General features: G+C 59.8%; 11 protein-coding genes, 1 pseudogene and 1 other annotated feature (1 of these 13 running past the window's edge). Of the genes and pseudogenes, 3 read left to right on the forward strand and 9 right to left on the reverse strand.

What is annotated here, in order from left to right:
- Positions 1-37: 37 nt before the first annotated feature.
- Both greA and NET03_RS00310 read left to right on the forward strand, forming a co-directional pair.
- Positions 38-508 (forward strand): transcription elongation factor GreA, encoded by a 471-nt coding sequence (gene greA / locus NET03_RS00305; RefSeq protein WP_252126890.1) that lies wholly within the window; start codon positions 38-40, stop codon positions 506-508.
- Between the two features lie 19 nt (positions 509-527).
- Positions 528-1,007: an aminoacyl-tRNA deacylase gene (locus tag NET03_RS00310; protein ID WP_353655739.1), complete on the forward strand. Its 480-nt coding sequence runs from the start codon at positions 528-530 to the stop codon at positions 1,005-1,007.
- 9 nt (positions 1,008-1,016) lie between these two features.
- Here the strand turns inward: NET03_RS00310 and NET03_RS13670 are convergent, their stop codons facing one another.
- The 7 genes from NET03_RS13670 to NET03_RS00345 all read right to left on the reverse strand — a co-directional run bounded on the left by NET03_RS13670 (position 1,017) and on the right by NET03_RS00345 (position 5,572).
- Positions 1,017-1,898, reverse strand: coding sequence for a PfkB family carbohydrate kinase (locus NET03_RS13670; RefSeq protein ID WP_252126892.1), 882 nt, complete (start codon positions 1,896-1,898; stop codon positions 1,017-1,019).
- Positions 1,899-1,937: 39 nt separating this feature from the next.
- Complete coding sequence (jag, locus tag NET03_RS00320) at positions 1,938-2,621, reverse strand: RNA-binding cell elongation regulator Jag/EloR (protein ID WP_252126893.1); 684 nt, start codon at positions 2,619-2,621, stop codon at positions 1,938-1,940.
- A 55-nt stretch (positions 2,622-2,676) separates the two neighbouring features.
- Positions 2,677-3,612: a YidC/Oxa1 family membrane protein insertase gene (locus tag NET03_RS00325; RefSeq protein WP_252126894.1), complete on the reverse strand. Its 936-nt coding sequence runs from the start codon at positions 3,610-3,612 to the stop codon at positions 2,677-2,679.
- Between the two features lie 48 nt (positions 3,613-3,660).
- A complete protein-coding gene (gene yidD, locus NET03_RS00330) occupies positions 3,661-3,870 on the reverse strand; it encodes a membrane protein insertion efficiency factor YidD (RefSeq protein ID WP_252126895.1) in 210 nt (69 codons plus the stop codon).
- Positions 3,867-4,250 carry a ribonuclease P protein component gene (rnpA, locus tag NET03_RS00335; RefSeq protein ID WP_252126896.1) on the reverse strand — a complete coding sequence of 128 codons (384 nt, stop codon included), beginning with the start codon at positions 4,248-4,250 and terminating at the stop codon, positions 3,867-3,869. The genes yidD and rnpA overlap by 4 nt, the downstream gene beginning before the upstream one ends.
- An 8-nt stretch (positions 4,251-4,258) precedes the next feature.
- A complete protein-coding gene (gene rpmH, locus NET03_RS00340) occupies positions 4,259-4,429 on the reverse strand; it encodes a 50S ribosomal protein L34 (protein WP_252126897.1) in 171 nt (56 codons plus the stop codon).
- A gap of 93 nt (positions 4,430-4,522) precedes the next feature.
- Positions 4,523-5,572: a serine hydrolase domain-containing protein gene (locus tag NET03_RS00345; protein ID WP_252126898.1), complete on the reverse strand. Its 1,050-nt coding sequence runs from the start codon at positions 5,570-5,572 to the stop codon at positions 4,523-4,525.
- Between the two features lie 174 nt (positions 5,573-5,746).
- Here NET03_RS00345 and NET03_RS00350 point away from each other — a divergent pair.
- Positions 5,747-9,316 (forward strand): annotated as a pseudogene (locus NET03_RS00350) (GAF domain-containing protein); the annotation flags it as partial.
- Positions 9,317-9,361: 45 nt separating this feature from the next.
- On the opposite strand, the gene NET03_RS00355 reads toward NET03_RS00350, so the two are convergent.
- Both NET03_RS00355 and NET03_RS00360 read right to left on the reverse strand, forming a co-directional pair.
- Positions 9,362-10,144 (reverse strand): heparan-alpha-glucosaminide N-acetyltransferase, encoded by a 783-nt coding sequence (locus tag NET03_RS00355; protein ID WP_252126899.1) that lies wholly within the window; start codon positions 10,142-10,144, stop codon positions 9,362-9,364.
- Between the two features lie 19 nt (positions 10,145-10,163).
- Entirely contained in the window at positions 10,164-11,381 is a 1,218-nt protein-coding gene (locus NET03_RS00360) for an MFS transporter (RefSeq protein WP_252126900.1), read from the reverse strand.
- 483 nt (positions 11,382-11,864) lie between these two features.
- Positions 11,865-12,086: a binding site (T-box leader), on the forward strand (it continues 13 nt past the right edge of the window).

Consider the following 12,086-nt stretch of genomic DNA (forward strand, 5'->3'; position numbering starts at 1 on the left):
GGAACTCGAAATCTGCCGTGCAGGAGGTCAAACGACGATGACTCGTGAGCGAATTCCGATCACGCGGGAAGGGCTGGAGGCGCTGCGCCGGGAATATGAGTATCTTGTGAAGCATCGCCGACCCGAGATCGCACGCGTCATCCAAGAGGCGCGCGAGCATGGGGACATCCGGGAAAACGCCGCCTACGATGCCGCGAAGCATGATCAAGCATTCATCGAGGGGCGTATCCGGGAAATTGAGGAACTCTTGAAGCGTGTCGAACTTATCGAAGAGCCGACCGATGGTGACCGTTCGGTTGTCCGAGTCGGCTCAACCGTCACCATCGAAATTGATGGAGAGATCGAAACGTATACGATCGTCGGTGCGATCGAGGCCAAGCCGTCGGCTGGCCGCATCTCGAACGAGTCGCCGGTTGGGAAAGCGTTGCTCGGCCGTCGGGTCGGCGACAGCGTCATGATCGATACCCCCAACGGCCAGATCACGGCACGTATCCTTGAGGTTTCGTGACTTGCTCTCGGAGTGCACCGTGTCACGCCTGGACACAACGACTCTCGAAGCGTTCCTTAGGCGTCAGGGGGTACAGTCCCGATTGCTACACCTCGATCAACCTACGAGGACTGTTACCGAAGCGGCACAGGCACTCGGTGTTTCACCGCGCTGCATCGTGAAATCCCTCCTCTTCTCGACTGTGGATGGCAAGTGCGTGCTCGCTGTCGTCCGCGGTGACCAGCGAGTGGATCGTGTACTGCTCGCAGCTGCGCTTGGCTGTGACCAGCTGGTACTTGCCCCCGCCGAGCAGGTCGTGACCGTTACTGGTTACCCAGCTGGTGCAACTCCGCCGGTCGGACATGCCACATCTGTCCCAGTCATCGTCGATCCGGCCGTTCTGGAGGAGCCAATCGTCTATGGTGGCGGTGGTGACGATCACACGATGCTGGAAATCCGTCCCGAGGACATCATTCGCGTGTCGGGAGCCCGGGTCGTACGGATCGCACAATCCACCTGAACGCGAGGCTTAGCGCCGTCGCTCGCCCCTTCGTTCCAGAAAGGCCTCAACCGCTTCGCGCGTCGGCACGGCATCAGGCCCGAGTCCTTGGATCCTCAAAGCGGCAGCAGCGGCGGCCATCTTCGCCGCCCACAGCGTTGCTTCGTGCTGGGCACGGAGCAAAAAGAGCACTGCCGCGAAGACGTCCCCCGCTCCGACATCATCGCGCACAGTCACTGGGTAGGCCGGGATATCATAGCTCCGTCCACGGTCAATCACGGTCGCTCCGTCAGGTCCTCTGGTGATGGCAACAACGCCACGCTGTGCGATCGCCTCAATCTCATCCCTCGCAAGAGTGTGCTCTAATGTGCTGAGGACGAACCCGTCGAGCCGCGTCACCAGCTCATGCGGCAGGCGCAGGGGAATAAGCCGAACGCGGCCACCGGAGCGTGGCCACTGCCGCATCCACCCTTGCGGGGTCGCGCCGAGGAACTCAGGGCTGAGACGACCAGCCTGCCGTGGATCAATCTCCTGGGCGACAGGAGCCAAATGAATAATCCGTGCCGAGCGCCAGGTTGGCGGCAACCCGCTGAGATCGATCGGCCCGGCCCACGAGTGGACTGTTTGCTCACGGCGTCCTGCGACCGTACGATTCGTGAAAACAGTCGGCGCAGCAGCCTCCTGCACGATCATTGCAACTTCATGGGAGAACCGTGCGAGCTCCTCGCTAATTGCTGCGCCATAGGTGTCGAACTTCCCGCGGGTCAAGATGGCAGCATCCAACCCAAACCGCGCTGCCGTCAGCGCCGCATAGAGCGCGGTGCCGCCGAGCCGAGCCGACCCCGTTGTCGGATCGAGATCAACCGTCACATGGCCGATCGCGACATATTGTGGAGCACGCTGTGAACTCACCGGGGAATCCCTTTCCGGCCGCTGGCCTCCCTGGCGACATCAGCGGCGCGGGTAGACAGTGACTCGTCGTTGATCCCCCTCACCGCTACTGCGCGTCTCCACGTCTGGGTTCTCACGCAATGCGACATGGATGACCCGGCGCTCGTTCGCGGGCATCGGCTCAAGCGTCACTGGTTGCTTGGTGCGTGCCACCTGGCGCGCTACGCGATGCGCCAGTGCAATCAGCGACTCCTCACGACGGCTCCGGTACCCCTCAACGTCGATGATCACACGTGTCCACGACGAAAGGCGCCGATTGACAAGCACGTTCACCAAGTACTGGAGCTGCGCCAGGTGCTCGCCGCGCCGCCCAATCAGCATACCCGAATGTGGACCATGAATGTCGATGAAGACAGTCGGTGGATCCTCCGGTCCGAGTTCGATAATTGACGGATTGTCGACCGCTAAGACCGTACAGGAGAAGCCCATCGCCTGCAGGAGTTCTCGCACTACCTGTTTCACAATTGCTTCGGTCTGGGGATCTGGTCGCTTGATCGGTCCCCTCGACACCTCACCGCTACCGAGTGGGGTCACCCGAACGAGTGCTTCCCCTCCATAGGGGACATTGTCGACGAGCACTTCCACATGAACGCGCTCGCGAGGTAATCCCAACTGTTCCAGCGCGAGCTTTACTGCCTCATCGACCGATCGAGCCTGAATCTCAACAGCTCTCTTTTCCGCCATCACCGCGCCTCTGTCCCCCCGTGCCCCGGTCGGGACGCGCTGCGTGACCGCTCACTCAGGATGACCGCTTGCCACGCGAACGCGAACGTCTTGGTACCAGCGCAGCAGGGTCGAGCGGTGGCTGGTCAGCGGGAGCCGAAACGGCAGCAGATGTGCGATCAGACGGATTCGGCTCTCCTGCAGCCGGCGTCCCCTGCTGGGCCTGCGTCTGAGCCTGTTGCAGGAGTCGGTTGAGGAGACCACCGCGATTTCCCTTGTTGTTCACTCGCTGCTTCGGATCGACGTACCCCAACCGTCGATGCTCCGGCAACTCGGGCAGGAACGGCAACCAGTCGCGCATCGCGCCCCACCCGGTGATCAACCACTGCTGTACCACACTATAGAGTGCAGAAACGACCCAATAGAGAACGGGACCTGCCGCGAAATTCCACCCAAACAAGACCACCATCGCGGGCATGAACAGCATCATCGAGTACATCATCTGCTGCTGCGGATCTTCGAATCGCCGCATCCCTGCTGGACGAGTCATCCGCGTTTGGATGAACTGAAATACACCAGCCAAGATCGGCAGAATCCGCAAGGGATCGGGTTGTGCGAGATCGGGTACCCACAGGAACCCGTGTGCCCACGCACCGACCTGACTCAGAGACAAGTTCCGGATCGCAAAGTACAAGCCGAAGAACACTGGAATCTGCAGGAGCATCGGAAGGCAACCCGACATTGGGTTGATACCATGCTCCTGATACAGTTTCATCATTTCGGCGGAAAGGCGCTGCCGGTCCTGCCCATACTTCTTCTGCAATTCCCGAATTTTGGGCTGGAGTTCCTGCATCGCCTTGGTAGAACGCACCGACTTAATTGTGAGCGGCAGGAGCACCGTCTTGATCAAGATCGTGAACAGAATGATCGCGACACCTGCGCTCCCCGTTAATTCAGCGGTGCGTGCCAAGCCCCATTCGATCGCATAGACAAACTGATCCCAGATGATCAACGGCTTCCTCCTGAATGCCGGTCACTCATTGGTGACACCCGACTTTGCTCATGGCACCGGATCGTATCCACCAGGATGGAAAGGATGGCAGCGTGCGATGCGCCGCACCGCCAAGATGCCTCCTTTGATGATACCGTACCGCTCGATCGCCTCGTAGCCATACTCCGAGCACGTTGGATAGAAGCGGCACGCAGGTGGCAGACCCGGCGAGATAAAACGCTGGTAGAAGCGAATGAAGAGGAGGACTAACCCTTTCATCGCGCCAAACCCTGAGAATCTCCCTCTCGATCTTGATCCGCCCACAATCCAGCCCGCTTCACCAACGACTCGACTGTGGCGGCAACTTCATGATACGTCACAGACTCATCTGCCAGTGTACCCCGGGCGACAAACACGAGGTCATAGCCCTGTTGGAGATGCGGATGCATCCGCCGTACCGCTTCACGCAGCCAGCGCTTCACCCGGTTGCGACGCACCGCCTTCCCGACTCGCCGCCCGACCGCGAATCCGTACCGATTATGTGCAAGCCCGTTCAGTGCGACGCGCAAAACGACGAGTCGACTACTCACGGTCCGGCCCCGGCGCCGCACCTGCTCGAAATCGCTGGAACGGCGGAGACGCAACCGCCGCGCGATCACAAGAATGCCTAGCGCTTATTGGGCGTGATCTTCTTTTCGTCCGACACAGTCAGCTTCCAGCGCCCTTTTAGGCGCCGTCGCTTCAGGACGGCTCGCCCACCACGGGTGCTCATTCGAGCCAGGAATCCATGGACGCGCTTCCGACCTAACCGATTCGGCTGATATGTTCGCTTTGGCACTGCTCAGCTCCCCACTCGGGATTAGCCTCACACAAAAAAGCCCGCGTCGGCCCGCGCCGCCACGGCATTCTCAGTATAACACGCAGGACGTGTTCACGTCACTGCAGCGACAACACCATTTAGTACTGAGGCAATCCGCTGTAAGAAACGTTCTCGCCCAAGATTCAAATGCCGGTTCGAAACGAAGACAACCGCTAGATCGTAGGCCGGATCGTACCATGCAGCACAACCCGTGGCGCCCGTATGCCCAAAGCAACTCGGCGAGAAAAGATCCACCTCGCCAAAATACCCACCTCCCACCTCAAACCCGAGGCCCCATCCCGGCAGTCCCAGCGTCTCCGGAGTCTGCCGGCTCGTCATCGCCGCGACGGTTGCCCGCGCAAGCAAGCGCCCTGGCGCGTGCGGCGTAAAGTGGAGTAGAAACTGCACTACGTCCGGGAGCGTCGCCACGACTCCCCACGCTGGGTGGGCTAAGCGCAAACCGTATCGCGCACCATACATTGCCCAAGGCAATCCATCACCAAGCCCGCCCACGACTCGAGCAAGGCGCCCCTCATGCACATCACCCCGCAGCGGAAAGTGGGTCTCATCGAGGCCAGCTGGCAAGAGAACGAACTCCCGCATGAGCTCAGGGAAGGGTCGACCCGTCACGCGTTCCGCCAGCACGCCGAGAAGTGCGTATCCGAGGTCGCTGTACCCGATCCGACTTCCTGGAGCGAAGTCCAGCGGCTCAGTGAAGGCCGCCTCGATCACCTCGTCCAACGGAAGCTGCTGTTGCAACAGTAGCTCCATGTCAACGGGCTCATAGGGAATGCCTGAGGTGTGTGTCAAGAGATGTCGAACGGTGATCGTGCGCCGCTCATCCTCGTCAAACTCCGGCAAGATCGAAGCCACCGTCGTCCCGAGTGTCAAAATTCCCCGCTCGACCAGAGCGAGAATAGTCGCCGCGGTGTAAAGCTTGCTCACCGAGGCCAACGGCCAGAGAACGCCAGGCCCGGCTGGTAGCCCCGGAGCGGCTTCACCTCCGTACCACTCGAGTAGCATTTCACCGCCTCGCCCGACTGCGAGGCCAGCTCCGTCAAGCTCGCCACTGTCAATAAACGAAGCGATCCGGCTCGTGACCGCGGAAAGCCGCTCGATCACACTGAACCTCCTCCGTGAAGTTCCCCTTTGCACCAGCATAACGAAGTCTGCGCATGACCGTAAGACGGAATTCAGGACGATTGACCTACCTGTGACTGCCATCTTTTGCCGAAGCCGTAATCGATATACTCAAGTGGTGGACATAGTGCCAACCATGCTTCGGTGGACCTAACCATGCGAACGATCACCGAGCAACCAGCACCGGAGAATCTTTTTCGTCACGTCCTTCGGACGCTCCTGCCGATCGTCAATGCCGACCTCGGCGGCTTTTTCGTCTTCGATGAGGACTTCGAACAGGTGCTCCTCGGGACGATCGAAGGCGAACTCCCTCCCGAATCGCTCACTCCGGTTGGTGTCGCCAAGGTTCCTCCCAGCCAGGTACCAGCCGAGCGCTGGATCCGTGAACACCAGCGGCCGCTGCACCTTTATCGTCCCCGCGACTGGCGACGCTTCCCACCGGTCAATCCTGGCCTGCGGGAACTCGCATTGCGTGGCAAGCTTGTTGCCCTCGTGATTCCACTACGCTCGCAAGACGAACTCGTTGGCGTCGCTTATCTCTGGCGACATCACAACCCCCGTCCATTCCTTCGCCGGGAGATCCGTGAGGCTGAACGGTGGTGCTCACTCGCCGCTCTTGTCGCAATCGCTGGTCGTCTCTATGAACGCGAGGCGCTAGCACGCCAGGCACTGGCGCGCGTCTTGGCAATCGACCGCTCGCTGGCCACCGCGTCAAGTCACGACGCCGTTGGTCGGGCGGTGGTGGGTCCGCTGGCAGACTTCCTCGGCGTGGAATCTCTGGCGTTGTGGCTTCGGGCGGGAGAGGATCACAAAGTCTTTTTCCAGAATATCGCGGACGAAAGCATTCGGGAAACTCTCACTACCTGGGAGTTCTCCTGGTCACATTTTGAGCAATTGACCAGTCGGCCGCAGGTTGTTCCTCGTGACAGAGCATATGAGACGTTAGGCCCGTGGGTGGAAGCGCTCCCGACCTCGGTCGACCACATTATCCTCTGCAGCATTCGCTCCGACGCGAACGTTGTCGCACTGGTCGTCGGCTGGGACATCAGCGCAACAGTTCGACGTCCTTCGAACACGCGTCATGAGATACTGGAAGCAGCAGCAGTTCTTCTCGAGCAGATCGCCGTGACCCTTGTGCGGCTCTCCTTCCGAGCTGAGCTGGAAAGAACAATCAGTGATCTGCGAAGCCTCTTGAAAGTCTCCCAGCGCGTTGTCTCTACTCCCTCAGTTGCTGATTTGCTGGAAGAAGTTGAACGCGTCATTCGTGACCGACTGCGGTATGATGCCATGATCTACCTTGAACCCGACCCAGATTCACCATACGCCTTGCGCGTTTCCTGGGGCTCCGGCACCATCCCTGAATCCCGCGTCGGACATCGTATTCCCCTCGATCGAAGTCTTGCTGGTTGGGTTTTCCGCACTGGCCGCGAACTCCTGATCACCGATACCTGGGAAGATCCTCGAACATACCATCGCCCAGGACAGCCTTTCCCCTTACGGTCACTACTCCTGTTCCCTGTTCGTTACGAGGAACAGACAATTGGCGTCCTTGGTTTTGGGCGGAAGCGAGTCTCTCCTTTCTCAGAATACGACCGCGAACTCGCTAGCCTCATCGCAAGTGAACTGGCTACAACAATTCGTTTCATCGCACAGCGCCATGCCCTGCGTCGGCAAGCACACTATCAGACCCTCCTTGCCACCGTCAGCCAGCTGCTCCTCCGCGACTTTGATCCGCGATCCTTCGCTCCTCCACTCGTCCAACAGCTCAGTGAATGGGTCGGTGGATCAGCGGCGTTGGTCCTCCAGTGTCCGGCCTTTCCGGCTCGTGCCGTCGCAACGGCGGATGCTCTGTCCTCTCACCGACTTCCCGACCTCGAGCCTTTGTGCCAAAACGCGTTCTATGAGTGGCTGGCATCAATGAGTTCTGAGCGTGCTCTAGATTTCAGTGATGCCGTGTTCGTACCGGCAGAATTCCGTGCGCCCTTCTCGGAAATTCTTGCAACATTTCACACTGTTCTCCTTGTAACGCTTGACCCTGACGAGACTCCAACTGGGTTTCTTTTACTCGCACTTCCAGAACAGCTTCGGGCAGAACGGGGAGAGCTCGCCGTCACACTCTGGGAAGTGCGAAACCGTATTCTCCACGCAACTGAGCGGTGGATTGCGTTACTCGAGCAAGACACCGTAACACACCTGACACTCGATCTTGGGGCACAAAGCTCAAGCGACACGTTCGCACGCGCACTCCTTGCTAAGCTCTCTGCGCTCGTGCGGTTCGATTTTGCCGCTGTCTTCGATCTCGACCGCGAACGAGGTCGCTTTGTCCCGCTTGCGACGACGCCGCACTTCGATGGCCTACCCAAGGGCTGGACGCTCGAGCCGGAGATCGCTGACTTTGGTGCACATTCCTCAGAAGGGACTCTAGAAGGGACTCTGCACTACATCCCAGACACCTCGACGAAGGATCTCGGATACGCCCTCCGCTTCGCGACAGCTGCACATCCGTCGTCCCTTGTTTTCGCCCCGCTTGCCATCCAGGGCGACGAGTTGGGACTCCTCCTCGTCGGACGCTTCGGAACCCACCGCTTTTCCAAGAGCGAGCGTCGGCGCCTCGCCAAACTTACCACTCACGCCGCTCTCGCTTTCCACATCGTTCGTGGGAATGAGCGCGAACGGGCACTCTATCGCGCCTCGGTGGAGGCGTTGGCCGCAGCGGTTGATGCCAAGGATCCAGCGACTCACGATCACTCGCGCCGTGTCGCACGGATCGCCCGCGTGATTGCCGAACACTTACAGCTCTCACGAGAGGCGATCGAAGAGATTGAACTCGCCGCGCTCCTTCACGACATCGGCAAACTCGCTATCCCAGATCATGTCCTTGGGAAACCAGGAGCGTTGGACCCATCGGAATGGGCACTGATCCGGCTCCACCCCTCCATCGGCGCCGAAATCTTGGCAAATCATCCGCAACTAAGTCGCATTATTCCACTCGTCCGCGCCCACCACGAGCGTTGGGATGGTCGAGGTTATCCAGATGGCTTGTCTGGGGAGGAGATTCCGCTCGGCGCCGCCATTATTGGTCTGGCCGACGCATTCGATACCATGATCTCTGATCGCCCCTATGGTCCGGCACGCCGATTTGCGGACGCGATCGAGGAGATTCGTCACGGTCGGGGCACGCAATTTCATCCTGCCGTGGTTGACGCCTTCTTTGAAGCGCTTCGGGACCCGAACAGCGTACCAATCCTGCTACTGCAGCACTCCGTTGTTCCGCCGACATCGGTTGCTGCTCATGCCATCCACCGAGTGGCTGAGCATCTTCCGCATATCCCGAACGTTGATGCTTTGGTTGAAGTGATCGACCTCGCGATTTCGGGCACACTGTCGAACGACAACATTGTCATCTTCCTCCTCGACGAATCGGCGACCTCTTTGCACGTTCTGTACTCGCGTCACGATCAAGATCTCGCCGCCACAGTCCGGATCCCACGCGGTCACGGGATCGCATGGCAGGCGATCGAAAGCAACGCTCCTATTGCGGTGATCGCCCCTGAGGCGCCACCAAATACGATTCTCAGGTGGGGAAGGCGTGATCTCTATGCCGTTTTGGTCGCACCCCTTGTCGCCGGTTCTCGGGTACTCGGGGCCGTTGCAGTCTCACGCACTGATCCCCGTCCCTTCTCAACAGCTGATGCTGAACTTCTTGCCACCCTTGGGCGTTATTTGGGCCCACTCTTGCAAACCTTTTTGGAGTACCACCACAGACCGTTATCATCCGATGAGACGACCTACGTCAAGAAGCCCAAGAACAGCGAGCAGCACGACGAGAACCGGCTGATGGATCAGATAGAGCATGAGGCTATGCCGGCCGAGCCAGATGACAATCGAGATGGGGAATAGTCGTTCCCAAGAGGGGAAGGCCCACCGCCGTCCTCCGCCCGAATACAGCCAGCTGCCCGCTGAGACTCCAAGGAGCACAACCGCAAACCACGGCAGGAAGGGTCGGAAATCAAACGAGCGGTAATCCGCCGGTACCAGACCGACCCAGAACAGCCAAGGATTCCCCGGTAGCCGAGCGAGCAGCAATCCAAGCAGCCAAGCCACTGCCGCGATCGGAAGGTTCCAGAGTCCCAATCGTAAGAGTGGGAGTGCCACTAGACTCGACAGCAGGATGAGATGCAAGATCCCGAACAGGACAACATCGCGTGGACTGATCACCCACGTGACGATCGTCACCAGAGCCGCCGCGGCAGCAAGACGGGATGAACGGCGCAGCACTTGCCACCAGTAGGAGCGCGTGTCCTGACCAGCACGGGACCGTGCGAGGACGAGCGACACGCCAGAGACGAATAAGAAGAGACTGGCGATGAAATCAGCGAAGGCACGCCAGGCTCCTGAGGTCACGCCAATGGGCCAACCACCAAACACCGCGAGATCGAACGCACCGTGATAGATCACCATCAGGATGAAAGCAAACCCGCGGAGCAGATCCACTTCCCAGAAGCGCGTCTGCTTCGCTGTCACCGGTTCAGCACGGAAAAAGTGCCCACTCATCGGAGCTTGCACGCACCGCTTACTGGGCTGCCGTGGGAACGGTTTGGTGCAATGGGTCGAGCTGGGCGCACGGGCACGGCGACACCCGTACCGGAAACACGACGGCTGCTGCCGCGATCCCAGCCGCCGCTGAGAGCAACAGCGAAACCGTGTAGCTTCCGGTCCAGTCAAAGAGCAGGCCAGCCAAAGCGGATCCTGCAGCAGTCCCCACCGGCATCACAGCGAAGAGTAATCCGAAGATGGTGCCCAGCCGACGCAGCCCGAAAAGCGTTGCACAAAGCGATGAGGTGAGCGGTGTCGTCGCACTCCAGGAAATCCCGATGACAAGAGCAGCAATGAGGAGGCCAACTGTGTGTCCCCCAATCCAGAGAAGGAGGATGAAGCCCAATCCACGCAGTGCATACACAACGGCTAACGGGAGGGTACTTCCTGTGTGGTCCAACCACCAGCCAGTCGCAAAGGCTCCAGCAATGCTCGCCCACCCAGTCAGCGCAAGACCCGTGGCCGCCACCGTGTGACTCAGACCAAGACGCGTCGCGTAGTCGACGAAATAGGTCATGACCCAGCCCATCGTGAAACCACAGACCCAGAAGCCAAACCCGAACTGCCACCAGGCAGGTGAACGGAGAGCATCGGTCACGCTGCACCCGCTGGCTTCAGCCTTCCCACTCCACCGCGTGCCGTGAGAGCTCAGGAGCAGCGCTGCGGCTGGCGCGAGAACGAGTAAGCCAATCCCCAGCATGGAGACCGCTGCACGCCAGCCCAGCCCCGTCACCAGTGCGGCCAAGACTGGGACCACCAGCGCTTGCCCAGCCGGATTCACTGTCGAGACCAGCGAGAGGGCTGTCGTTTTTCCTCGCTCAAACCACGCTGCCACCACCGGTGTGAGAAGCGTTGGTGAGATTGTCGCAAGTCCGAGACCAGCCAGAACCCCGAGTCCGAGTGTCAGCGCGAGCCGATCCTGGGCATAACCCCCGAGAATCAAACCGAAGCCAAGGCTAGACAGTCCCCCCAATGCAACGACACGAGCCGAGTAGCGATCAACAAGCCATCCGACACCTGGTTGGGCAAGCCCGACAATCAGTACGCTCAGCGAGACGATCGAGCCGAGCTGCGCGTGACTCGTGTGCAGATCGTGCTGAATATCGGGGAAGACCAGTCCGATGAGGAATCGCCCACCAGCTGCCGTCGCCATGATAGCGGTGACGCCGATCAAAGCAAGCCAACGTAATACCATTGACTGTCTCGGCATGTTCACAACATCCCCATACAATCTCGCCCCAACCCTATGAGAGCAACTGGTGCGTGTCAACTCACCCAAGAGCAGGTGCTGGGAGAGCCTCTTCCTTCCGCGCACCTGCGGGAAATTCAGCCTCTTGCAGCGTTCCTCTACCGACGGCTGCATCGTGTTGACAAAGCAGCACTGTGGAGCGCTGAACCACTGGGCTCAACCACGCTTGCGTGAGTGTCAACACTCGGTCTTCTTTCCGCCTACCTCGTCCTCCACACTTCTCTTCGATGATTGGCCTGCAACGCCACGCTCCGGCATGGAACTTTTGCTCGGATCCTGGGTACCTGCAGGGTGCTCTGTCGTGCCTGGTGCAGCAATGATGAGGCATGTTGCGTACCCCACAATGCTTCTTTGGGTGCTGGGAGCGGTAGCCAGTTGTCGCCCAGTCGAGAGGCGTGGTAGGGTTTTGGATGGTAACAAATGAACACGGCAAGGGCGAAGACGGAAACGAGTACGTCGCGAGTCACCCTCAGCGAGTCCGGGACGGTGTGAGCCGGATGGGATGCACGCGACGGAAGATCCTTCCCGAGCCGCTGCCCGAACCGGAGTGACACCAGAGTAGGCGCAGACGGGAGTCGCCCGTTACAGCGACCGAAAGTGGGCGCAGGACGCCAACGTCCTGTGCCAACTGGGGTGGTACCGCGGGTGGAC

The organism is Thermomicrobium sp. CFH 73360 (assembly GCF_023806465.1).
Taxonomy (GTDB): domain Bacteria; phylum Chloroflexota; class Chloroflexia; order Thermomicrobiales; family Thermomicrobiaceae; genus Thermomicrobium.

Excerpts from the sequence above, each read along its gene's own strand:
- greA (WP_252126890.1), top strand. The coding sequence starts at position 38 with ATGACTCGTGAGCGAATTCCGATCACGCGGGAAGGGCTGGAGGCGCTG.
- jag (WP_252126893.1), bottom strand. The coding sequence starts at position 2,621 with ATGGCGGAAAAGAGAGCTGTTGAGATTCAGGCTCGATCGGTCGATGAG.
- yidD (WP_252126895.1), bottom strand. The coding sequence starts at position 3,870 with ATGAAAGGGTTAGTCCTCCTCTTCATTCGCTTCTACCAGCGTTTTATC.
- NET03_RS00355 (WP_252126899.1), bottom strand. The coding sequence starts at position 10,144 with ATGAGTGGGCACTTTTTCCGTGCTGAACCGGTGACAGCGAAGCAGACG.
- NET03_RS00360 (WP_252126900.1), bottom strand. The coding sequence starts at position 11,381 with ATGGTATTACGTTGGCTTGCTTTGATCGGCGTCACCGCTATCATGGCG.